The following is a 24,237-nucleotide window of genomic DNA, read 5'->3' as shown; positions in this document are numbered from 1 at the left end:
TTAAAATTATCTTGTTATATCTCTTCCGATAACCAGCCTCTGGATTTCAGAAGTCCCTTCACCAATGGTACAAAGTTTAGAGTCTCTGTAGAATTTTTCAGCCGGGAAGTCTTTTGTATAGCCATATCCTCCGAAGATCTGTACAGCGTTATTGGCGATTCTTACACAAGCTTCAGATGCGTATAACTTTGCCATAGCTCCTTCTTTAGTCATCTTTTGCTTTGCATTTTTCAGGGTTGAAGCTCTCTGGATCAAAAGTTCGGCAGCATCAATTTCTGTTGCCATATCTGCCAGCATAAAGTTGATGGCCTGGAAATCAGCAATGGGTTTTCCAAACTGATGTCTTTCTTTTGCATATTTCAACGCAGCCTTATATGCTCCTCTTGCAGTACCTAAGCTCAATGCAGCGATAGAAATTCTGCCTCCGTCCAAAACTTTCATGGCCTGTTTAAAACCTTCACCTACTTCGCCCAGGCGGTGAGAATCCGGCACGCGTACATTGTCAAAAATCAGTTCTGCCGTTTCAGAGGCACGCATTCCTAATTTATTTTCTTTTTTACCGGAAGTAAATCCAGGCATTCCTTTTTCTAAAACAAAAGCTGTGGAATTATTTTTAGCCCCTTTTTCTCCTGTTCTTGTCATTACCACAGCAATATCTCCGGAGATCGCATGAGTAATGAAGTTTTTAGCTCCGTTGATGATCCATTCATCTCCGTCTTTTACCGCAGTAGTGGACATTCCTCCTGAATCTGAACCGGTATTGTGCTCAGTCAGTCCCCAGGCTCCGATTACTTTTCCGGATGCCAGCTGAGGAAGCCATTTGTGTCTTTGCTCTTCATTCCCAAATTCATAAATATGATTGGTGCATAGTGAATTGTGCGCTGCTACAGAAAGACCGATTGATGGGTCGACCTGAGAAATTTCGTCCAGAATGGTAACATATTCATGATATCCTAATCCGGAACCTCCATATTGTTCAGGAACTACAATTCCCATAAAACCCATTTCACCCAACTGGTGGAATAAGTCCTTCGGAAATATCTGGCTTTCATCCCATTCCATAATATTCGGCCGGATATTCTTTTCTGCAAATTCTCTTGCTGTCTCCGCTATCATTTTGATGTTGTCAATAGTCTCTGTATTCATATAATAATAGTTAGTTCCCAAAGATAACCAAATTGATGGAATGCTAAAAAAAAATTATTTTACTCATAATATTGAAGGGCAATGCCTTTAATTTTCAATTTTTTATGTTTTAAAAATTAATACCTTTTTAATAAAATATTCATTATTTGACATTTCTTAATTCACTATTTTAGCTCTCCAATTTTTAAAGCATGAAAAAAATTCTACTTCCTATCATTTTAATTTCTTCTTGTTTATCTGCGCAGGCTCCTGCGGGATATTATGATGGAACAGCCGGATTGACGGGATATGCTCTGAAATCAAAACTTCATGATATTATTTCGGAAAAAATGATCAACTGGCATTATGATGATCTTAAAGTATTGTATGGGCAGACTGATCTTGACAAATATTATGATCATGACGCTTCCAATACTCAATACCTGTTGGATATCTATTCTGAGATTCCTTCAGGGCCTGATTCTTATGAATATACAGTGGACCAGATCATTGCGGGTGCCAGTGTGGAAGGAATGGGCTACAACAGAGAGCATATGATGCCTCAAAGCACCTTCAGTACAAGCTCATCAATCAGTGATTACCCGATGTATTCCGATCTGAACTTTATTATTCCTGTTGATGCATATATCAATCAGAGGAGGAGTAATTATCCTTATGGAGTTGGCAATACTACCAACCATTATATTTTCAACAATACTTCGAGGATATCAAATGCAGCAATCCCCAATTATCCCTATACAGGAAGAGTTTATGAGCCTATTAATGAATTCAAGGGAGATATTGCAAGGAGTTTGTTGTATTTTGCTGTAAGATATGAAGGGAAATTGGGCTCATTCAATACAGCTTATACTACATCAGCTAATCTTACTCCTGCAACTGATCAATGCCCGCTTGACGGAACGGAAGAAAGGGCTATCGACCTTCCATATGTGGCCATGCTGAAGCAGTGGAGTGCAATGGATCCTGTCTCCCAAAGAGAAATTGACAGGAATAACACCATATATACGCTACAAAAGAACAGAAATCCTTTTATTGATCATCCGGAATGGATTGATATGATCTGGTCTGAAACGCCTGATAATATTGCTCCGGCAGCTCCGGGATCTCTGGCTTCAACCCAACAGAATGCTTATTTTATCAATCTGAACTGGACGGCTTCTCCTGATTCTGATATTTTAGGCTACAGGGTATATATGAACGGTTCAACAACACCTGTTGCTGTTACAAAAGGAACTTCTATAAGTATTGACCACCTGAGTCCTTCAACAACCTATACTTTTACAGTGAAAGCTTTTGATAAAGCATATCTTGAATCTCCCTTCAGCAATACGTTGACCGCTTCAACGATCGCCTCGGACTCTTATGCTCCGGATCTCATGATCACGAAATATATATCAGGAACGAACAACAATTCCAATACTGTTAAGAATAATGCACTGGAAATTGTCAATAAAACCGGACATGAAGTTAATTTAAATAATTACAGGATTAATATTCAGTTTAAAAATACAAGTACAGGAGCTTTTTATAGCGGAGATACCTATGAACTGGAGGGGAAGGTAGGAAACAATGAAACTTTCGTTATTTTGAATCCAAAATCCACGTTATCCTGTTATACAAGTGCACAGGCAAGATTTGTAACGGCTTCTGATCCGATGATGTTTTCAGGGGGCAACTATGTAGAGCTTGCTTATAATAAAACAGTTACTGTAGATGCTATCGGGGTGAAATTTACAACCAATAATAACGGAAATGTATCTTTGTACAGAAAAAGTACCGTTAATCAGCCTAACAGCACATTCAACATCAGTGAATGGGATTCATATCCGTCCAATTACTGTCAGGACCTTGGTGGTACATTGTCCACTGCAGAGCTGATTGCTGTTGATCATGAATTTACAGTTTATCCAAACCCGGTTTATGATAATCTTTATGTAAAAGGAGAGATTGAAAAAGTAAAAACAGCTCAAATCATAGATCTTTCTGGAAAGGTAATCTATACGGAAAAAGATCCTTTCAGGTATAAGAAGAATATTTCCGTACAGGGTATTCCTACGGGAATTTATTTCTTGAAGCTTGATGAGAAGGCCCATCAGTTTATTAAAAGGTAAATAAAATCAGATTTAAATACTAACAGCCAGACCTAACAGGTTTTTAAAACCTGTTAGGTCTACTTTTATATGGTGTAGAAATAATTCAAGAGATGGCTTCGCTTTGCTCGCAATAACTGTCCTAGCCCCTGATAGTAGCGGTTATCCCACAGTTGGATTTGAGTGTGTATGGGGTTTAGTGTGGGAGAGCTATGGAGCGAGGAGTATAACGGATAGCAGGAACAGCTTCTTACTATAATAAATATAAAAAAGTAGAGTTAAAGCCGATGCAATAACAGAACATTGAACATTTTTTTGCTTTTTTCTTATTTTGAATTCTGTATAAAGCCTTAAAACCCTTATCTTTACAATATTATCGATATAAGCAGATCTGCTAATAATCAATATCTATAAGTGTTTCTGCTTATATTTTTTATATATAAGTAATTATGCTTATATTTGCAGTATGATAGCGGTCATTACCGGTGATATTATAAATTCACAGCATGCGGACACTGAAGTTTGGATTACCAGGCTTAAAAATCTTCTCGAAAAATGGGGAAGCGCTCCTCACACATGGGAAATCTACAGAGGAGATGAATTTCAGTTCAAATGCAAGATTGATGACGTTTTCTGGCGTTTTCTAGCCATTAAATCACTTATTAAAAGTCTGGAAAATTTAGATGTAAGAATGGCCATAGGTATTGGCGAAGAAAGTTTCTCTTCTGAGAAAATTACCGAATCTAACGGTACTGCGTATGTCAATTCCGGAAGGCTGCTTAATGATCTTAAAAGTGACGGTCATACCGTTGCGATCAAAACATCCAGCGACCCGGTAGACAGAGATCTTAATATTCTGTTGAAATGGTCGTCTAAAGATTTTGATAACTGGACAATGGCTACGGCAGAGATCATTCATGAGATGATCATGAATCAGGATATTACCCAGGAAGATCTTGCTAAAAGATTTGCCATTTCACAGTCTTCGGTAAGCCAGAGACTGAAACGAGCCAACTATGAGCTCATTGTGGAAACCAATCAGTATTTCAGAAAGAAAATCTCGGAACTATAGGCATGATCTTTATCAAACTCATATTGGCACATCTACTCGGAGATTTTATACTTCAGCCAAATTCATGGGTTGCAGATAAGGAGAACCATACACTGAAAAGTAAGTTTTTATATCTTCACGTTTTGGTTCACACTGTTTTAAGCTTTATTTTTCTTTGGGATCTGCAGCTTTGGTGGGTGGCAATTCTGGTGGGGATTACCCATTTCATTATTGATGCTGCCAAACTTAAGCTTCAAAATGTAAAGACTAAGAAAATGTGGTTTTTCGTTGACCAGCTGCTGCATGTTTTAGTCATTGCCGGAGTTTCTTTCTATTTCCGGGAATTCAGCTTTGGTTTTTTACAGAATCAGGAATTTTTAAAGATCATCATGGCGGCACTGTTTCTGACAGCACCTGCTTCTATTTTTATCAAAATCTTATTATCATCATGGACGCCTGCTCCGGATGGCCCCAACAATATTCAAACCGAATCTTTATCAAGTGCCGGAAAATATATCGGAATTTTAGAACGTCTGCTGGTTTTCACTTTTATCATGGTGAATCACTGGGAAGGCGTAGGTTTCATGGTCGCTGCCAAATCTGTTTTCAGGTTCAGTGATCTTGCACAGGCAAAACAGAGAAAACTTACAGAATATGTATTGATTGGTACACTGCTGAGTTTTGGACTGGCTGTCTTAACAGGAATAATAATAAAATAAATCAATAAATCTAACTACAATTTAGAAAGTAAAATTATGAGTCAAAAGAAAGAAATGTTGTACGAGGGGAAAGCAAAACAGGTATTTGCAACCGATAATCCTGATGAAGTAGTAGTTCGTTTCAAAGACGATGCTACCGCATTTAATGCTCAGAAAAGAGGTCAGGTAGACCTTAAAGGGGAAATGAACAATGCCATCACGACCCTTATTTTTGAATATTTAAATGAAAAAGGGATCAAAACTCATTTCATCAAAAAACTAGACGAAAGAGAGCAGCTGGTAAGAAAAGTTTCTATCATTCCTTTGGAAATGGTGGTAAGAAACTACTCTGCAGGAAGCATGGCGCAAAGATTAGGAGTTGAGGAAGGAATTAAATCTCCGGTAACCATCTTCGATATCTGCTATAAAAAAGACGAGCTGGGAGATCCGCTTATCAACGACCACCATGCCGTTTTCTTAGGAGCAGCTACTTATGAAGAGCTTGACGAAATGTATGAGCTGTCTTCAGATATCAATGACATCCTAATCGACCTGTTTGACAAAATCAATATCATTCTGGTAGATTTCAAAATCGAATTAGGAAAAACTTCAGAGGGTGAAATCATCTTAGCAGACGAAATCTCTCCTGATACCTGCAGACTTTGGGATAAAGATACCATGAAGAAATTAGATAAAGACAGATTCAGAAGAGACTTAGGAGAAGTTACTGAGGCTTATGTGGAGATCTATAACCGTCTTAAAAATCTTTTACAGAAATAAGATTTAATTTATTTAAAGATTAAACCATTTAAAAATTAAACAGGCTGTAATCTTTTTAATCATTAAATTTTTTAATCTTTTAATTTAGAAAAAATAGAAATGAAAAGTTTAGACATTCATAAAAGTGAATATTTAAAACAGTTTGAAACCCAGACTTACGGCAGAAATCTTTTCAGAACTCAGGAAGAGGAAAGACTGGATGCGCCGAATGAAGAGTGTGGGATCTTCGGATTGTATTCAGATAGTGATCTGGATACATTCTCCCTTTCACAGTTCGGGCTTTTTGCATTACAGCACAGAGGTCAGGAAGCTTGTGGGATTTCCGTTTTAAAGGAGGGGAAAATCACCAACATGAAAGACGAGGGACTGGTTTTGGATGTTTATAAAGAAATTCAGGAACCTGAAACTTTTATGGGAAATTCTGCAATCGGGCATACCCGATATACTACTGCAGGAGATAAAAAGAAATATAATTTCCAGCCGTTTTTTGCGAAAAACGAATACGATCAGATTATACTTTCTATAGCGCACAATGGTAATCTTACCAATGCAAAAGAATTAAAAGCGGAATTAGAAGCTGAAGGAGTGGTTTTCCGAGCGACTTCCGATTCTGAAGTGATTCTGAGGCTGATTCAGAAAAACCTTGATTTAGGCCTTCGAGGCGCCATTAAGGCAACAATGGAAAAGATTGAAGGAGCTTATTCTGTAGTGGGAATGACAAGAAATAAATTCTTTGCATTCCGAGACTTCAATGGTATCCGTCCATTGGTATTGGGTGCTATTGATGAAAAGTCATATGTAGTAGCGTCTGAGTCTGTTGCTCTGGATGCTGTAGGTGCCCAGTATGTACGTGATATTCTTCCGGGTGAGATCATTTACACCAATGAAAACGAGCCAGGAAAACTTCATTCTTATATGGTGGATGAGGCGAAAGGAAAACAGAGGATCTGTTCTTTTGAATATATTTATTTCGCAAGACCTGACTCTACCTTAGAAAATATTAATGTGTATGAGATCAGAGAAAAATCCGGAGAGAAAATCTGGGAGCAGGCTCCTGTAGATGCTGATCTGGTTATTGGAGTTCCGGATTCCGGAGTTCCTGCTGCTATTGGCTTCTCAAAGGCATCCGGAATACCGTTCCGTCCGGTCCTGATCAAAAACAGATATATCGGAAGAAGTTTCATTGTTCCTACACAGGAAATGAGGGAAAGGGTAGTAAACCTTAAGCTGAACCCGATTATCTCTGAAATGAAAGATAAGAGAGTCGTGATCATTGATGATTCTATTGTACGTGGAACAACCTCAAAAAGGCTGGTTAAGATTTTAAAAGATGCAGGGGTAAAAGAAATTCATTTCAGAAGTGTTTCTCCACCCATTATTGCGCCATGCTATCTGGGAATTGATACTCCTTCAAAAGATGATCTGATTTCTGCCAATATGTCTACGGAAGAACTTAAAAACTATTTGGGAGTAGATTCCTTGGAGTTTTTAAGCATAGATAATCTGAAAGAAATTTTAGGTTCAGCTAACCATTGCTTCGGATGTTTTACAGAAGAATATCCTGTAGGAAAAGGAGAGGAAGTGGATTTATTCAATTGATCTTTAATTGAAAATAAATGATATAAAAAAGAACCGGGCTTGAAGTCCGGTTCTTTTGGTTTTAAAATGTAGCAAAAGCTTAATATACCTGTATTATACAGTATACAGTGGAGTTTTAATTTTGTCCGATTAAAACTTATGGATATGAAAAACATATTGCTCACAGGTATTTTTCTGACCGTTGCACAGCTTTACGCTTCACAATCTTTTGACAGACAGGCCCATCGCGGAGGAAAATCTCTTTATCCGGAAAATACGATTCCGGCTATGAAGAATGCTTTAAAAATGAATATAACAACGCTGGAAATGGATTTGGCCATCACAAAAGATAAAAAGGTCATTCTTTCCCATGATGCTTTCCTTTCTCCGGAGCTTGTAACAAAGCCGGATGGTACTTATATTCCAAAAGACTCAGGTTTCTATTATAAAATCTATGAAATGCCCTATGCGAAGATTAAAACGTTTGATGTCGGTTTAAAAAAGCTTGATAAGTATCCTGATCAAAAGAAAATAAAGGTTCAGAAACCTTTGTTTTCAGACGTAATAGATGCATGTGAGAAGTATGCCCGTGAACTGAAAAGGCCGCTGCCTTATTATAATATAGAAACCAAGACCCGACCTTTTTCTGACAATATATTTCATCCGGAGCCTAGAGAATTTGTTGATCTGATGATGAAGGTTATTGTTGAAAAAAAGATACAGGATAGGGTGATTATTCAGTCTTTTGATCCCAGAACACTGGAAATAATTCATAAAGAATATCCTGAAATCAAGACTGCTTTGCTTGTAGAAAAGGTAGATGATCAAAAACTGGCTCAGCAGCAGGCTTATTTTAAAAATATTTCTGCAGAAAAATTCAGAATGTACCCCGATCATCTGAGCGGAGTAGCGGGAGATATGAAGTTCCTTAGTTTTACTCCTACCATTTACAGCCCTGATCATACGCTTGTAACCCCACAGCTAGTAAAGGAGTGCCATGCTTTAGGGATGAAGGTGATTCCCTGGACTGTCAATACCCAAGAGAGATTAAAAGAGCTGAAAGAGATGGGAATAGACGGCGTTATTACTGATGATCCGAGAATATTTGAATAAATGATTATTTTTAAATATAAATAGCCAGAAGAATTTCTTCCGGCTATTTTATGCGTGCAGGTTAATGCACTTAGGGTTAAAAAATTGGTTCTTTGATTAAAATTTGTAGTTAAGACCTAACTGGAATACTCTGTTGTTGTTTTCAGCTGCCGGTCTGCTCTTATCGATTTTTGTAAGGCTGTTCACATATCTTGCATTGATACCAATGTTCGGCGTGATATCATATCCTAAACCAAGACCTAATCCGAAATTGAATCTGTTGATCTGATCTTTATCAATATCTGTAGAGTGAGAACTTGTAGTAGTAGTTGTAACACCTCCTGTAGTGCTTGCTACAGTTGATTCTCCTTTATTTTTCCCGTTGATGAAATAACTGAATTCAGGTCCTGCTTCAATATAAAAATTATCTACAGGTCTCATCTGAACCATTAACGGAACTGAGATATAGTTCATTTTTACTCTGTCTTCTACTTTAGTTTTTATATTCGTTACTCCGTTATCTGTTTCTGTAGAAGAGATCACATCTTTTGCACCCATCTGGTTGTATAGTACCTCTGGCTGTAAGCTGAACTGTCTTGAAAGTGGAATATTAACGAATGCCCCTGCGTGGAAACCTAATTGCTGGCTGTTGATACCGAATTTCTGCTGACTGAAATAAGCTGAGTTTCCCCCTGCCTTGATCCCGAATCTAACCGGTTGAACATCTTTTTTTAGTGGTGATGGATTTACTGTTTTTGTTTCAGTTTTCGTTGCTGTTTCCTGAGCAAAAGCTAATGTACCAGCAGTTAATGCCAATCCTAAAAATAACTTCTTCATAATTTTATTTTTTAATTTTACTATTTGTGTAAAGTCTGACTTTTCAATCGGACTCGAATTATTTTGCAAAATGCTTGCCAAAGTTGAAAAACCTTTGCTGATAAGGCTTTCAGATCGGTTTTTTGGAAAAATTTTTACAATATTTTTCCCATTATAATGAATAAATAGATTGACGGATGCCGTTTTTGTGAGAAGAATTTAATGCCAAACAGGCATTGTTATAAATAATTAAAATGATACAAATTTGAAAAAAGAAATACTTTTTAAAAGCTAAAGAATACTTTTAAAGCTGTTTTTTTACGGTAAGACATGAAAATACCGAACTTATAAAAAGGTCCGGTATAGTTTTGAAAATAATAAATATCTCTATTTAAACTTATAAGCTACTCCAACCTGAAGTACATTATTCCTTACTTTATTATCATTATAATCACTATTAAAAATACCTGTTAGACCAGCAGTGAATCTTGCTGTAATACCAAAACTTTGAGTAAAACTGTATCCTGCACCAAAACCTATCCCGAAATTAAACCTATTGTAAAGCTTCATTGGAATATTATTGGAAAAGCTTTCACTATGAGTACTTACTGTACCACCATATGAATTTTCAGTCCATTGATCTCCTTCAGTTTTTCCTCCTAAAAGAACTCCGAATTCAGGTCCTGCTTCTACATACAGTTGAGGAAGGATATTATACTGGACCATTACAGGAAGGACAAGATAATTCAGATTGGTTTTATAGCTGAATTCCTGTCTTATGATATGCCCATCAAAAGCTGAGGCATACATGTATTTTTCTTCAATTTTAGAGCCCGATTGACTAAAAAGAAGCTCCGGCTGTACACTGAATTTTTCTGAAACAGGAATATGGACAAATACTCCAATATGAGAACCAAGTTTTAATTTTTCATTATTCTCAGCGTTGTCTCTGCTGCCAGAGCTAAACTTGGACATATTGAATCCTGCTTTAACGCCAAATCTGGCAGGAGAGGAGGAAGCAGCTGACTTTTCCTTTTCCTGGCCATTTATTAAAAGTGATCCACCCAATGTAAGCCCTAAAAGTACTCTTTTCATGATTAAAGTTTTAGTTTTCTTTTTTGCAGCAAAAGATCTGCCATAAAAGCAAAAGAAGACAAAAATAATACTGTATGCGAAAAAGTCAGGCTTAAACTAATAAACCTGACTTTTTCTATTGAAATCAAAATGTATTTTAATCATTAAACAAAATACTCTATAAGTATTCTGCTGCAATAAGTGCACTCACATAATCCGGTTCTCGTTAAAAGTTTATAATGGTAATAGTTATTGATTTTCAATTGTTTGATCAACTGAAGCTGCCCATATTTGTTGCAAAAACAAAAACCGTGAAATGAGAATTTCCGGAATAAGGTACAATCATTAACTCAATACGCAAATTTCTTGCCAAAACAGTATCAATAAATTGAAAAAGCCGGATAAAATATCCGGCCTTATATTGAATAGAAAATTTTGCTGCTTAAAAGCTTAACCCTATTTAGAATTTATAAGCTAAACCGATCTGGAATACTCCGTTTTTAGCTTTATCTTCAGACAGATCAGGTCTGTTTTTAGCAACATCTGTTAAACCTGCAACATATCTTGCTGTAACCCCGATATTCTGTGTGAAATAATATCCTGCACCAAGACCAATTCCGAAGTCAAAACCTTTAAATAAGTCTTTAGCATCTGCGGAATTAGAGCCAGATTTAAGTTTTGAATTAATCAAAAAGCTGAACTGAGGTCCTGCTTCTAAATATAGGTTAGGCAGAGCATTATATTGAAGCATTAATGGTACGGAAATATAATCCAGATTTATTTTAAGATCATTAGCACCTTTAATCTTTGCTCCCATTCCGTTGTACAATACTTCCGGTTGGAATGAGAAGTCCTGCGCTACTGGAATATTGGCAAATACTCCTCCGTAGAATCCTGCTTTAGAATTGAAATCATTTTCAGTAAGAGTTGAAATATTAAGACCTGCTTTTAATCCAAATCTAACGGGAGAAGTTGAGGCAGTAGATGTTGAAGTCTTCTGAGAGAATGCGAAAGTTCCTGCTACTAATGCAAGACCTAAAAAAATCTTTTTCATAAGTTTTTATTTAATAGTTTTTAAGTTTTATTTAACATTTCTTTAACTATCAAATGTTATGCCAAAGTAAACATGCTGTTAATCAGACATAAAAAAAGACCAGATTAAAATAATCTGATCTTTTCTATTGAATATAAAATTTGTTAGTGAATGTATAAGCTTATTTGAATTTATAAGCTAGTCCTACTTGAAATACGTTGTTTCTTACTGCATCACCAGAGTTGTTTTTATAAATATCAGTAAGACCTGCAGTATATCTTGCTGTAATTCCTAAATTAGGAATGAAGTAATATCCTGCACCAATACCGATACCAAAGTTGAAAGTTTGGAAATCATCTTTGTTAAGAGTTGCAACCTGTGTACTATTACTATTATTAGTTGAATTTTTTAACTTATCCTTGGCACTTACAAGAAACCCAAATTCAGGTCCCGCTTCAAGGAAAAACTCCGGTGTTGCGTTGTACTGAAACATTACCGGTACAGCAACATAACCTAAATTTCTTGAATACTCACTTTTATAATTATTTCCAAGTACAGTATATTCTCTTGTTACTTTTGAACCCAAATCATTGTAAATTACTTCCGGTTGTACACTAAAAGAACTTGCTAATGGAATATTAGCAAAAACTCCTGCATTAAAACCAATTTTTGATTTAGAGTCACTTAGATCTGCACCGTTAGATAATGAAGAGACGTTCATTCCTCCTTTTACCCCGAATGTTACCGGATTAGAAGATGTATTTGTTGTCTGTTGAGCGAATGCGAATGTTCCTGCAGTTAACGCTAATCCTAAAATTAACTTTTTCATAACTTTAATTTTTTAATTTTACTCTTTCTTAATTTTAAATTTTACTACTTGTCAACATTTTCAGTTGAACGCAGAGTATCTTTCAAATTGCTTGCCAAAAATATTTTTCATGAGTAAAATCAATAAAAAAATCACTTAGTGTTTAAGTGATTTTAAAAATATAATGTTGATTTATAATGATTTATAAATTTAAACAAATATTTGTTTAGAAAAGATCTAAATTGACAATTTTGTCAAAAATAATATAAACAGACCCTTAATTTTTAAAAATGATCAGGCATCATTCAGTTTTCTATAAAAAAACAACGATTCAAGAATGTTTTCTTGGCTGCACTGATGGTCATAAGTACAGGTACCAATAGCAGAAAGCAGGGAAAAGTTGATTTTGCTGTCTGTATTCTTTTTATCATTCAGTAATAATGCGGTGATGTCTTCATCCTTGAAATCACTTATATCAAGGTAAGGGTAGTACTTCTGGATATTCTCAATAATAATTTTTGAATCGTCTTCGGAAATAAGGCTTTCAAGATATGCCAGATGGGCTTCTGCAATCATTCCCATGGCAACGGCCTCACCATGCAGGATGGGATTTCCCTGCTGTAAACATAGGCTTTCCACAGCATGGCCAATCGTATGTCCGAAATTCAGTGTTTTTCTGATATTCTGCTCATGGAAATCCTGGTCTACAACATTCTGTTTGATATTCATAGAGGCCTGAATGTGAGGGATTACTGTTTCCACTTCAAGTTTACGGATCTGAATCAGTTGATCCCAATGATTTTTATCAGCAATTAAGCCGTGTTTAAGCATTTCGGCAAATCCGCTTCTCAGTTCTTTAAAGGGCAGTGTTTCTAAGAATTTAGGGAAAATAAAGATCTGTTCCGGAAAAGCAAAAGTTCCCACCATATTTTTATAATGCATAAGGTCTATGCCTGTTTTTCCACCTATAGAAGCATCACACATTGATAAAAGGGTAGTAGGAATGTTGATGAACTGAATACCTCTTTTATAAGTAGATGCAACAAATCCGCCCATATCCGTTATCACTCCGCCACCAAGATTGATAACAAGAGCTTTTCTGTCTGCCTGCATCTCCGTAAGAATTTCCCAAAGCTGATTGGCCGTTTGGATATTTTTCATTTCTTCTCCGGCTTCAATCTCTAAAATCTCAAAACCAAGATCGGTTTCCATATTCCCTAAAAGTATAGGAAGACAGTATTCATGAGTGTTTTCATCTACAAGAATGAAAATTTTACTGAATTTTTTTTGGTGAAGAAACTCGTTGAGCTGAGAAAAAGTATCGTTTAATATTGTTATCATCTTCAATTGTATGTAAAGTTAAAATGTAAACTATAGTGCAAAGTTATGATTCTTAATTTTTAACTCGTAACTAAATTACTATCTTTGCAGAAATTTTTAGAATGAGCAGAGATAATAATAATTCAGACAGACCAAAGAGACCAAGAATTTCAACCAAGAAAAGTTCTGATGATTCTCGTGCTTCCAGATCTGGAAATTCTTCAGGATCAAAACCTTTTAAAAAGCCTTTCTCTAAAGACGGAGGAAAAAAAGGGCCGGAACATAAAGGATCCAACTCAAGATTTGAAAAGAAACCTTTCAAAAGAAATACCGACAGTTTCGAAAATTCCAATGATGATTTTGGTTCAAAATCTGAGAGAAAACCTTATATCACGAACAAAAGTGAGAGCTATGAGAAGAAATCTTTTGGAAAACCTAAGAGAGGCGGGAGAAATTTTGATACAAGAGATAAGTACGAAAGAGGCAGCCTGAAATACGGAAGAAGACCATCTAACGGTGATGAAAGAAATGAAGACAGAGCTAAATCTTTTGTACAGAAAAGAAGACTGAACAAAATTGAAAAAGATGTTCATAAAGACAGCATCCGTCTTAACAAGTATATCGCTAATTCAGGGATCTGCAGCAGAAGGGAAGCTGATGAGCTGATTACCCAGGGGCTGGTAGAAGTCAACGGAAAGGTAGTCACTGAAATGGGATATCAGGTACAGAAAACAGACAGGGTAGTTTTTGACGGACAAAGCATTACGCCTGAAAAGCCTGTGTATGTACTATTGAATAAGCCAAAAGGTTATATTTCCACTACAAAAGACGACAAAGCAAGAAAAACGGTTATGGATCTTGTAGCCAATGCTTCTCCTTACAGACTTTTCCCGGTTGGAAGACTGGATCGTTCTACAACAGGAGTTATCTTATTGACTAATGACGGACACATGACGAAAAAACTGACACATCCATCTTTTGATGCGAAAAAGATTTATCATGTAACATTGGATAAAAAGCTAACCGGCGAAGATTTACGCCTTATAGCAGAAGGTATTCGTCTTGATGAAGGTGTAGCTGTTGTTGATCAGATTTCTTATATTGAAGGAAAACCAAAGAATGAAGTAGGAATTGAGATCCATATCGGATGGAACCGTGTTATCAGAAGAATTTTCCAGAGATTAGGATACGAAGTGGAAGCTTTAGACAGAGTAATGTTTGCCGGATTAACGAAGAAGAATATCAAGAGAGGGCACTGGAGAATCCTTACAGAACTGGAAGTAAACAATCTTAAAATGCTTTAAAATAATGATGAATTATAAGTTATGAATTATGAATGACAGATTCAGGGGTTCCAGCTTATATCATTTTTTCAAAAGGGATTTTAGGATAATAAATAAAAAAGCGCAGAATTATTTCCTGCGCTTTTTTGTTATATTAAGCTATGAATATAAAAATTCATAACTCATCTTTTATAATTCATAATTACCCTAAGACTGTTACTCCTTTCTCAATCATTTCATAGATCGCATCTCTTGCATTGTCAGGTTTTACATTGACAGCACGTGTGCCGTTGAAATGCAGGCAGGTTACATATCCATTGGCAACTGCATCTAATGCAGTGAATTTAACACAATAGTCTAATGCCAATCCTACAATTTCCACCAATTGGATATCATGATATTTCAAAAAATCGTCCAGGCCTGTTTTCATAAAGTGATTGTTATCCTGGAATCCGCTGTAACTGTCGATTTCAATATTTTTACCTTTCTGTACAATATGGGTTACTTTATCTCTGTTCAGATCTTTATGGAATTCTGCTCCGAAAGTTCCCTGAATACAGTGATCCGGCCACATAAACTGTGGAACTCCATTTAAAATAATACTTTCTCCTACCTTTCTTCCATTGCTGCTTGCAAAACTTTTATGCCCTGCAGGATGCCAGTCTTGTGTAAGGACTACCTGGTCATATGCATTTTCCTCCATCAGAAGATTGATGTATGGAATAATTTCGCTGGCTCCAGGGACCGCAAGTGTTCCGCCTTCACAAAAATCATTCTGTACATCGACTATTATTAACGCTTTTTTCATATTTTGAATTCTCGAATTTTTGATAAATTTACAAAACTAATCGGCAAAAATTTGTCCAAAACCGAATTATCGGACAAATCGGCAATATAATTTTTTAACACTTATAAAATGAAAGGGTTAGAATATAGAATAATTATCTTTTCTACAAGGAGTACAGGATTTTTGAGATGTACACCAAATATCAATAGCGTATCTTTGCCGTAAATAAGTATTTTATGTCATTTGAATCGTTAGGATTATCACACAATATTATTCGTTCTGTCAACAAACTGGGATATTTAAAACCTTTTCCGATACAGGAGCAGGCTGTTCCTGTTATTTTGCAGGGAAAAGACCTGATGGGAATTGCACAGACCGGTTCCGGAAAAACGGCTTGTTTTGTGATGCCGATTTTAGAAAAATTACAGACTGCAGAAGTTAAGAAAGATCGTAATGTGCAGGTTTTGATATTGGTTCCTACGCGTGAGCTTGCGATTCAGATTGATGAAGTTTGCAGGGCTTTCACAGAAAATCTGAAAAGGGAAGTGCGTACAATGGCAGTGTATGGGGGAGTTTCTATCAACCCACAGATGAAGGGGATGTTTGGAGTGGAAGTTCTGATAGCAACACCCGGGCGTTTATTGGATTTAATAGATCATAATGCACTGAGTATTTCTGGAATTAAACATCTGGTGATTGATGAAGCAGATAAAATGTTCCAGCTTGGATTTGGTGAAGAAATGAATAAGCTTTTTGCCATGATGCCTGTAGCAAAGCAGACTATTTTATTTTCCGCGACCCTGAATGATAAAGTAGCTGAAATGAAGGAACGTCTCTCCATTAATCCTGTCCTTATTGAGATCAAAAAAGAGGAAGTTGAGATTGATAATATTGAACAGCTGGCTTATCATGTTGCGCCTGAAAATAAGGGGCCGTTTTTAAGATATCTGATTAAAGAAAAGAAAGTTGAAAAAGCATTGGTTTTTGTTTCCTCTACAAGATCTGCGGATAACCTGGTAGAGAAGCTTAAAAAGAATAAAATAAAAGCTGTAGCTATTCACAGCCAGAAATCGCAGGGAGCGAGGAGGAATAATCTGGAAGAGTTTAAAGTAGACGGAGCCCAGATTTTGGTAGCTACAGACTTAATCGGCCGTGGAATTCATATTGAATCCCTGCCATGTGTTATCAATTACGAATTGCCGCGGTCCCCGCTGGATTATATTCACCGTATTGGCAGAACAGGGCGTGCCAATGAAAAAGGAACGGCAATCAGCATTCTTACGGATGATGAACTGCATCATTTCAGAGTGATTCAAAAGAAAATGGGTAAGAAAGTACCCTTACAAAGAACAGAAGGAATTGATTTACACGGTTATTAACCTATTCCATTTCCCATAAAAAGCTTCAGTTTATACAATTGAAGCCTTTTATGGATGAAAGATAATATTTCTTATAAAGCATTATCAATACAATTAATGCTTTATTCACTTTATATTCTTGAATTTTTGATAAATTTACGCCAGCGATATTTGAAAAACTGTTTCATCATAATGATGAGACAAATTGGTAATAAAAAATAAAACCTGGATAATGAGTGATTTAGAGAAAAAAAAGTTTCCTATAGGACCGTTTGAAGTTCCTGAAAACATTTGTGACACTACATTGGATGTTTACATCAAAGTGATCAAAGATTTTCCCGGCCGTCTAAAGAATCTCATTGAACATTTTACAGATGATCAGCTGGATACCCCTTACAGAGAAGGGGGCTGGACTGTAAGACAACTGGTAAACCACCTTTCAGACAGCCACATCAATAGTTTTATCCGCTTTAAGCTGGCTCTTACAGAAGATAATCCGACCATAAAACCATATGATGAAGCGAAATGGGCTGAGCTTCAGGATAGTTTTCACATGCCTGTAAAACCGGCAATGAGAATGCTCAAGGGGACACATCAGAGATGGGTGGTACTCCTTAAAAGTCTTACCAATAAACAGTTTGAAAGAACATTTCATCATCCTGAGCATCATAAAAACTATAATTTAAGAGACTGTCTTGCTCTCTATGTGTGGCATTGTAATCATCATTTTGCTCATATTGAAAATCTGAAGATAGAAAAAGGTTGGTAAGGAAGAATCTTAATAATCCCGTTCACTATCAGGAAATTGTAGACAGAATTTCCAGACTATCTGCAATTTCCCCAAAGAAATGGGGGAAAATGAATGTATGCCAGATGCTGAAGCATTGTGATCTGGTGCTTCAGGTAGCTCTGGAAAAGCTGGAACTTCCCCGGATTAATCTCCTGTTTGGGGCCATAGGAATCTGTACTAAAATAGAAATGTATGTTTTCAATAATGGAATTCCCAGAAACATGCCTACTTTTCAAAAACTAATCGTTAATTTTGAGTGTGATTTTGATGAATCAAAAACCAATCTGCTGAAGACGCTGGAGGAATTCCGGGAAGCTTGTCATAAAAACAGGCTGCCGGAACATCACAGATTATTCGGGGAAATGACTGAAAAAGACTGGACATTTTTAGAATACAAACATCTTGATCACCATCTAAAACAATTTAATGTATGAGTTTTTTTGATAAAATATTTGGTGGAAAAAACGAAGCCCCTGATCAGAAATCATTCTGGAAAAAGATAGAATCTGAGGAAGATCTTGCCAAAGCTATGGAAGAATCTTTTCAGAATAAGATAGCGATATTCAAACATTCTACAAGCTGCTTTATCAGCAGAACTGTATTGAAAAACTTTGAGAAAGAGATTGAAAGCTCAGACCAGCCGATTCATGTATACTATCTGGACCTGTTGGCTCACAGACCTATTTCCAATAAAATAGCAGCGGATCTTGAAATCAGACATGAAAGTCCGCAGCTCATTGTCATAGAAAACGGAAAGCCCGTCAGCAATGCTTCACACCAGGATATTTCCTTAAGCCAGATTGTACCATGAAGAATATAAATAATTATTTAGCCAAAGTTTTAAATGTTCCCCTTCAGAACGTAAATACCTGCAGTCTGCACTATGAAGTAAAGAAAATTCCTAAAAACCAGTTTCTTCTTCAGTATGGCGAAATATGCCGCCATATATTCTTTGTAGAAAAAGGGCTGCTGAAGATGTATTCTATTGATAAAAACGGAAAAGAGCACATCATACAGTTTGCTCCTGAGAGCTGGTTGATTTCTGACCGAAGCAGTCTTTATTTCAATGAAAAATCCATTTATTATATAGAAGCTGTAGAAGATTCGGAGGTTCTGTTTTTACATCCTGACTTTTTCAATAAATTGGTAGAACAATTTCCCAACAGCATTGAAAGAAGTGACTTTTTGCTTCAGAAACATATCAGGAGCCTTCAGAACAGGATCAATTCTTTGCTGGGAGAAACGGCTGAAGAAAGGTACATGAAATTTATCAAGATGTATCCGGATTTACTGCTGAGAGTTCCGCAATGGATGATCGCTTCTTATCTGGGAATTACTCCTGAAAGCTTAAGCCGTGTAAGAAAAGAGCTGGCAAGAAAAAATTTCGTTCCGGATAAATAAAAGGCTGAAAGATGGGCGAGGGAAGCTTGAAGTTCCGGTAAACATAGAAGAACTTGGTAGTTATTATTTACACCTTCTAAGCTATTCTTAAAACTATAATCACTTCCATCTTCCAGCCTCCATCTTCCTTACTTCAAATAAATCTTTTTGGCAAGTTGTCCTACCTGTCTCAGCTTTGTCTGTGTATTGTCCGACCATGGAAGCCCTATACAGAGTCTCATACAGTTCTCAAACTGTTCCTGAAGGGTAAACATTCTTCCGGGAGCTATGCTTATGTTCTGTTTGATGGCCAGATCATATAATTCTGTTGTTTTTATCTTTTTATCAAATTCTATCCATATAGACAATCCTCCCTGTGGGCGGCTGGTTTTAGTGCCTTCCGGAAAAGATTCTGCAATGGTCTGAACATAATTCTGATAATTGATCTGTAATGTTCTGCGAAGCTGTTGAAGATGTTTTTCATATTTTCCGGATTTAAGGAAATTGGCAACCGCTTCATTGACAATGGAAATAGACGAAGTAGAGTGCAGTAGTTTAAGCTTCATGATCTTATCTTTATATTTCCCAGGAGCAATCCAGCCTACCCGATAACCAGGAGCCAGGGTTTTTGAAATAGAGCTGCAATAAAGGACATTTCCGTCTTTATCAAAAGATTTACAGCATTTAGGCCGGCTGGTCCCGAAATAAAGATCTCCATACACATCATCTTCTATCAGTGGAATATTGTTTTCAGAAAGTATTCTGACAATTTCCTTTTTATTTTCATCCGGCATACAGCTTCCTAGCGGCGAATTGAAATTAGGAATCAGTAAACAGAGATCTATGTTGGGAATTACTTTTTTTAGGGCTTCAATTTCGATACCGGTGGTTGGGTGTGTAGGAAGTTCCAGGACTTTCAGGCCTAATCCGTTGGCCAGTTGCAGTATTCCAGGATAACAGGGACTTTCAATAGCAATGGTGTCTCCAGGTTTTCCTAAAGCCATCAGACAGAAAGAAAGAGCATTCATTCCTCCATTGGTCGTGATCAGATCGTTTTCGCTCAGATTTCCTCCCCATTGTAAAGAACGTACGGCAATCATTCTTCTTAACTTTAGATTTCCCTGAAGTTCTTCATATTCGGTGCCGCCGTCTTTTAGTTCTCTGGTGGCATTGATAATTTCTTTTTTAAGTTTTGCCTGCGGTAAAAGATCTCCAGATGGGATTCCTATAGAAAAAAAGGTAAGGTCCTGTTTTCCCATATTTTCATACACTTTACTGATCAGCTCGTCAGGCTCATCATTATTGGCGATCAGTGACGGACTGCTTATTTCAGGCAAGGGAAGCTTCGCAGAAAATATCCGGCTTACAAAATATCCTGACTGCGGTTTGGATTCTACTAAAGACAGCGACTCAAGTTCCAGAAAAACACGTTTGGCCGTATTCATACTTACCTGATGTTCCTGGCACAACATTCTTACCGAAGGAAGCTTATCTCCGGCTTTTAAGACGCCATTTCTGATCTGTCCGGCAATGCCGTCTGCAATTTCTGTATATAAAAATTCTTTATTCATAATTCTGAACTGTGCTCATGCAAATATACAAAACTGATACTGTGTTTATCTGATTTTCCTTTCTAATTTTGAATCATCAATAAAACTTAATTAAATGATGGCAGATACAATTTCAAAAGACCAGGCCGTAAGCGGCTGGATAAACGGTTTTATAGGAGTTTTACTTTTCAGCGGCTCTATGCCGGCGACAAAACTGGCTGTAATGGAGATGGACCCTTTCTTTGTAACGGTAGCCCGTGCAGTGATTGCCGGAATATTGGCCCTTTCTGTGTTATTGATTTATAAAGAAAAACGCCCTGCAAAGGAACAGTTATTTTCTTTGGTTCTTGTAGCTATTGGCTGTGTGATAGGATTTCCATTGCTTTCATCTTTAGCGTTGCAATATCTTACCTCTGCTCATTCTATTGTATTTCTGGGAATGTTGCCGTTGGCTACAGCTATATTCGGAGTGTTGCGTGGAGGGGAAAGGCCTCATCCTGTGTTCTGGTTCTTTTCAGTGGTAGGCAGTATTCTGGTGGTAGGCTATGCTTTTTCTCAGGGAATCTCAGCAGCTCCTATTGGAGATATTCTAATGCTGCTGGCCGTTATTTTATGCGGTCTCGGATATGCTGAAGGAGCTAAGCTTTCAAAAACTCTGGGCGGGTGGCAGGTTATTTCGTGGGCGTTGGTTTTATCTTTACCGGTAATGCTTCCGTTATTTTTTATTTATTTACCTGCCGATATGGAAACAATAAGTTTTAAAGGATGGTTCGGGTTGGGATACATTTCATTATTCAGTATGTTTATTGGTTTTATATTTTGGTATAAAGGGTTAGCACAGGGCGGAATTACTTCAGTAGGGCAGCTTCAGCTGCTTCAGCCTTTCTTTGGACTGGCTTTGGCAGCATACCTTCTGCACGAGCCGGTAAGTATAGGAATGCTGGGAGTGACAATAGGGGTTATTCTTTGTGTAGCCGGGACTAAAAAATTTGCGAAATAATTAAAAATAAAGCATTATGATTTAAGTCATAAGAAAACACACTCATAATAGGCTACTTTTGAACCATCACCACAAAATATACTATTATGAGATTTATTATGTCCATCCTGTTTGCAGGATTCATTGTCTTAAGTTGTAAGAAAGAATCCAGAACAGAAACATCCGTTACACACGACAGTGTCATAGCTGAGACAATGACAGCAGATACGGTTTCCAATAGTGCACCTATGGCCCCGTTACCTTCGGATACAGTGCGTGCTGATACCCTTTCTTCGAAAAGGAATAGTGATACTGTCAGAACTCCAAAAAAAAAAATCAATAACACTTTTGCTGTTATTCATTAAGTAAGCCCGTTCTCATAACCATGAAGCGGGTTTATTATCTTATATTTTCAGCGGATAAAGAAAATAAAGGGTATAAAAAACGTGGCATCAAAATGATAAATTAATTCGAATTATTATAAAAATAATAGAATAATAATTTGAAATAAGTTTGAATTAATTATTTTTTTTAACCTTTTTTAACGCTTGAAATAATCATAAAGGTTCAATTTTTGCATGTATATAAAAGTCAGTTCCCAATGATATTTTTACTAAGACTAAGAAGAAGAAAAGAAGAAGAAAACAACTATTATGGTTATCGACGAAAATATTTTGATTTCAGCGGGAGCAGAAACGAGGCACTATACCCCTTCAGAAATGATATTCCGGGAAGGGGATACTCCCAACTATTATTACCAGATTATCCAGGGAGAGATAAAACTTAATAATTACAATGAAGAAGGAAAAGAATTTATTCAAAACATTCTGTCTGACGGAGCAAGCTGTGGAGAATCCATTCTATTTATTGAAAAACCTTATCCTATGAATGCTGAAGCCATCACAGAATGCAGTGTCCTAAGACTTCACAAATCCATCTTTTTCAATCTGCTCAGTCAATCTCCAGAATTGTATCTGGAAGTGAGCAGTTTTCTTTCTGAACGTCTTTATTATAAGTTTATCATGATGCAGAATCTCTCGTCACAGAATCCATCTATCCGGCTTAGAGGGCTTATGGATTATTTGAAGAGCTTTCAGAAAGATGCACGTCCATATTCATTCCTGATTCCATTAACGAGGCAACAGATGGCAAGTCTTACAGGACTTTGTGTAGAAACCGCAATCAGAACCATCAAGCATATGGAGAAGGATAAAATCGTGAGAATTGAAAATCGCAAAATTTTATATTAGATCATTTCAGATTTATCAGTTTGTATTTTTTTAATTTAAATCTTTAAAATTATGAAAACAATAAGCTGCATGAACATTGATGATAATCTTCTGTTTTTTCAATACAGAAAAAACAGAATGCCGATCCGGGAGTTTTTTTCAAAGAGGAAGATCATACACTTTATTCTCAAATCAGGCTTCCTCCATTTATCCCGGTGATAATCAATAAGCATTCGATCTTCATTTAAAAATATCTGCTATCCGCGGAAAAGCCATTATATAAGTGCAAATGCACAATACCTTTATTAAAAAAAGTTACCATTCAAATTATATTAAAATGACAAAAAAATGTAATAATATACGCCAACATGACTCAGGTCATAAAAAAGTGAGTTATTCTGATGTACATTTGAAATATAAATTTTCAATCCAATTCTTAAGACCTTTGTAAAAGGAACATAAAAAGCATTTGCTTTTAATATCATTTTAAATTACCGACACCCAACTGTTGCCGTCTAATACTAGTCACGGACTGCAATACACATCACTAAATATTAATAATAAAAAATTCAGTTATGAACACTAGAAATTCAAGAAACCGCAGTTCAAGAGGACAGTCACATTCACCGGAAAACTTAGAAGAAGTTTATCAGTTAGGCTATGATCATGGTTTTAATGATGCCTCAAGAGATGAAGATTACGATGATGATTTTTCAGAATATGAAGACTATTTTGATGAAAATGAGGATTATGACGATGATTATGATTATGATGAAGATGACTATGATGATTACGATGATGAGGATGATGAAGACTACGATGATGAAGAAGATGAAGAAGATGATGATCAGAGAGGACGCAGCGGCGGAAGAAGAGGAGGTTCCAGAGGAGGAAACGGAAACCAGCAGAGAGACAGCCAGGGAAGATTTACTTCCGGTAGAGGCGGATCTCGTGGAGGAAACTCCAGTGGTGGTTCCCGCGGACGTTCAAATTCTGGTTCCGGCTCCAGATCAGGAGGCAGAGGCAGGTCATCATCAGGAGATGGTACTTCAAGAAGAGGTTTCGCTTCTATGAGCAAAGCTGAGCGTACAAGAATCGCCAGAATGGGAGGCCAGGCTTCTCATGGCGGAGGAAGATCTTCTAACTCAGGTTCCGGCTCGGGAAGAGGAGGCTCATCAAGATCAGGAAATAATGGCAGCAGCTCAGGAAGAGGAGGATCAAATTCAAGTTCGGGCACTTCAAGAAGAGGATTTGCAGCAATGAGCAAAGCAGATCGTACAAGAATAGCCAGAATGGGAGGCCAGGCATCCCACGGAGGCGGAAGATCTTCAGGTCGTTCCGGATTCGGAGGCAGACGTAATTCATAATTCTTTTTCCAGGATTGCCTCTTTAGAC

At 36.9% G+C, this 24,237-nt stretch carries 24 protein-coding genes; 16 read left to right on the top strand and 8 right to left on the bottom strand.

The genetic code is table 11. From position 1 onward, the window contains the following. Positions 1-6: 6 nt before the first annotated feature. Entirely contained in the window at positions 7-1,146 is a 1,140-nt protein-coding gene (locus tag CRS_RS20405) for an acyl-CoA dehydrogenase family protein (protein WP_142725798.1), read from the bottom strand. A 191-nt stretch (positions 1,147-1,337) separates the two neighbouring features. Here CRS_RS20405 and CRS_RS20400 point away from each other — a divergent pair, with 191 nt between their 5' ends. The 6 genes from CRS_RS20400 (at position 1,338) to CRS_RS20375 (ending at position 8,456) form a co-directional block, all read left to right on the top strand. After that, positions 1,338-3,257 carry an endonuclease gene (locus tag CRS_RS20400; protein ID WP_142725797.1) on the top strand — a complete coding sequence of 640 codons (1,920 nt, stop codon included), beginning with the start codon at positions 1,338-1,340 and terminating at the stop codon, positions 3,255-3,257. Positions 3,258-3,702: 445 nt separating this feature from the next. After that, positions 3,703-4,308: a SatD family protein gene (locus CRS_RS20395; RefSeq protein WP_142725796.1), complete on the top strand. Its 606-nt coding sequence runs from the start codon at positions 3,703-3,705 to the stop codon at positions 4,306-4,308. 2 nt (positions 4,309-4,310) lie between these two features. Continuing rightward, the gene (locus CRS_RS20390) at positions 4,311-5,006 is read left to right on the top strand and encodes a DUF3307 domain-containing protein (protein ID WP_142725795.1); all 696 of its coding nucleotides are present in this window, start codon (positions 4,311-4,313) and stop codon (positions 5,004-5,006) included. Positions 5,007-5,042: 36 nt separating this feature from the next. After that, positions 5,043-5,765, top strand: a complete 723-nt coding sequence (purC, locus tag CRS_RS20385; protein WP_142725794.1) for a phosphoribosylaminoimidazolesuccinocarboxamide synthase — start codon at positions 5,043-5,045, stop codon at positions 5,763-5,765. A gap of 99 nt (positions 5,766-5,864) precedes the next feature. After that, a complete protein-coding gene (gene purF, locus CRS_RS20380; protein ID WP_142725793.1) occupies positions 5,865-7,364 on the top strand; it encodes an amidophosphoribosyltransferase in 1,500 nt (499 codons plus the stop codon). 144 nt (positions 7,365-7,508) lie between these two features. Continuing rightward, complete coding sequence (locus CRS_RS20375) at positions 7,509-8,456, top strand: glycerophosphodiester phosphodiesterase family protein (protein ID WP_142725792.1); 948 nt, start codon at positions 7,509-7,511, stop codon at positions 8,454-8,456. 96 nt (positions 8,457-8,552) lie between these two features. On the opposite strand, the gene CRS_RS20370 is transcribed toward CRS_RS20375, so the two are convergent. The 5 genes from CRS_RS20370 to aroB form a co-directional block, all read right to left on the bottom strand. After that, a complete protein-coding gene (locus CRS_RS20370; RefSeq protein WP_172617122.1) occupies positions 8,553-9,272 on the bottom strand; it encodes a porin family protein in 720 nt (239 codons plus the stop codon). A 366-nt stretch (positions 9,273-9,638) separates the two neighbouring features. Continuing rightward, positions 9,639-10,346, bottom strand: coding sequence for a porin family protein (locus CRS_RS20365; RefSeq protein WP_142725790.1), 708 nt, complete (start codon positions 10,344-10,346; stop codon positions 9,639-9,641). A 439-nt stretch (positions 10,347-10,785) separates the two neighbouring features. Next, positions 10,786-11,379, bottom strand: a complete 594-nt coding sequence (locus tag CRS_RS20360) for a porin family protein (RefSeq protein WP_142725789.1) — start codon at positions 11,377-11,379, stop codon at positions 10,786-10,788. A gap of 160 nt (positions 11,380-11,539) precedes the next feature. After that, entirely contained in the window at positions 11,540-12,187 is a 648-nt protein-coding gene (locus CRS_RS20355) for a porin family protein (protein ID WP_142725788.1), read from the bottom strand. Positions 12,188-12,460: 273 nt separating this feature from the next. After that, positions 12,461-13,507: a 3-dehydroquinate synthase gene (gene aroB, locus CRS_RS20350; RefSeq protein WP_142725787.1), complete on the bottom strand. Its 1,047-nt coding sequence runs from the start codon at positions 13,505-13,507 to the stop codon at positions 12,461-12,463. Positions 13,508-13,608: 101 nt separating this feature from the next. Between aroB and CRS_RS20345 the strand changes: the two genes are divergently transcribed. Continuing rightward, a complete protein-coding gene (locus tag CRS_RS20345) occupies positions 13,609-14,790 on the top strand; it encodes a pseudouridine synthase (RefSeq protein WP_228446066.1) in 1,182 nt (393 codons plus the stop codon). A 181-nt stretch (positions 14,791-14,971) separates the two neighbouring features. Here CRS_RS20345 and pncA read toward each other — a convergent pair whose 3' ends face one another. Next, on the bottom strand, positions 14,972-15,577 hold the full coding sequence (gene pncA / locus CRS_RS20340) for a bifunctional nicotinamidase/pyrazinamidase (RefSeq protein ID WP_142725786.1): 606 nt from the start codon (positions 15,575-15,577) through the stop codon (positions 14,972-14,974). Positions 15,578-15,792: 215 nt separating this feature from the next. Between pncA and CRS_RS20335 the strand changes: the two genes are divergently transcribed. The 5 genes from CRS_RS20335 to CRS_RS20315 all read left to right on the top strand — a co-directional run bounded on the left by CRS_RS20335 (position 15,793) and on the right by CRS_RS20315 (position 19,105). Then, positions 15,793-16,935 carry a DEAD/DEAH box helicase gene (locus CRS_RS20335; protein WP_142725785.1) on the top strand — a complete coding sequence of 381 codons (1,143 nt, stop codon included), beginning with the start codon at positions 15,793-15,795 and terminating at the stop codon, positions 16,933-16,935. A 211-nt stretch (positions 16,936-17,146) separates the two neighbouring features. Further along, entirely contained in the window at positions 17,147-17,683 is a 537-nt protein-coding gene (locus CRS_RS20330; protein ID WP_142725784.1) for a YfiT family bacillithiol transferase, read from the top strand. Continuing rightward, positions 17,677-18,138 (top strand): DUF1569 domain-containing protein, encoded by a 462-nt coding sequence (locus CRS_RS20325; RefSeq protein WP_228451309.1) that lies wholly within the window; start codon positions 17,677-17,679, stop codon positions 18,136-18,138. The genes CRS_RS20330 and CRS_RS20325 overlap by 7 nt, the downstream gene beginning before the upstream one ends. Next, positions 18,135-18,515: a bacillithiol system redox-active protein YtxJ gene (ytxJ, locus tag CRS_RS20320; RefSeq protein WP_142725783.1), complete on the top strand. Its 381-nt coding sequence runs from the start codon at positions 18,135-18,137 to the stop codon at positions 18,513-18,515. The genes CRS_RS20325 and ytxJ overlap by 4 nt, the downstream gene beginning before the upstream one ends. Further along, positions 18,512-19,105 (top strand): Crp/Fnr family transcriptional regulator, encoded by a 594-nt coding sequence (locus CRS_RS20315; protein WP_002979614.1) that lies wholly within the window; start codon positions 18,512-18,514, stop codon positions 19,103-19,105. The genes ytxJ and CRS_RS20315 overlap by 4 nt, the downstream gene beginning before the upstream one ends. Before the next feature lie 128 nt (positions 19,106-19,233). On the opposite strand, the gene CRS_RS20310 is transcribed toward CRS_RS20315, so the two are convergent. Further along, the gene (locus CRS_RS20310; RefSeq protein WP_142725782.1) at positions 19,234-20,655 is read right to left on the bottom strand and encodes a PLP-dependent aminotransferase family protein; all 1,422 of its coding nucleotides are present in this window, start codon (positions 20,653-20,655) and stop codon (positions 19,234-19,236) included. Positions 20,656-20,749: 94 nt separating this feature from the next. Between CRS_RS20310 and CRS_RS20305 the strand changes: the two genes are divergently transcribed. The 4 genes from CRS_RS20305 to CRS_RS20290 all read left to right on the top strand — a co-directional run bounded on the left by CRS_RS20305 (position 20,750) and on the right by CRS_RS20290 (position 24,209). Continuing rightward, entirely contained in the window at positions 20,750-21,634 is an 885-nt protein-coding gene (locus CRS_RS20305; RefSeq protein ID WP_142725781.1) for a DMT family transporter, read from the top strand. Between the two features lie 86 nt (positions 21,635-21,720). Beyond that, positions 21,721-21,978, top strand: a complete 258-nt coding sequence (locus tag CRS_RS20300) for a hypothetical protein (protein ID WP_142725780.1) — start codon at positions 21,721-21,723, stop codon at positions 21,976-21,978. A gap of 288 nt (positions 21,979-22,266) precedes the next feature. After that, on the top strand, positions 22,267-22,863 hold the full coding sequence (locus CRS_RS20295) for a Crp/Fnr family transcriptional regulator (protein ID WP_142725779.1): 597 nt from the start codon (positions 22,267-22,269) through the stop codon (positions 22,861-22,863). A gap of 554 nt (positions 22,864-23,417) precedes the next feature. Further along, positions 23,418-24,209, top strand: coding sequence for a KGG domain-containing protein (locus CRS_RS20290; protein ID WP_142725778.1), 792 nt, complete (start codon positions 23,418-23,420; stop codon positions 24,207-24,209). Positions 24,210-24,237 lie beyond the last annotated feature (28 nt).

The organism is Chryseobacterium sp. ON_d1 (assembly GCF_006829085.1).
In the GTDB taxonomy this organism is placed as follows: domain Bacteria; phylum Bacteroidota; class Bacteroidia; order Flavobacteriales; family Weeksellaceae; genus Chryseobacterium.
This window is presented reverse-complemented; position numbering and strand designations above follow the sequence as displayed.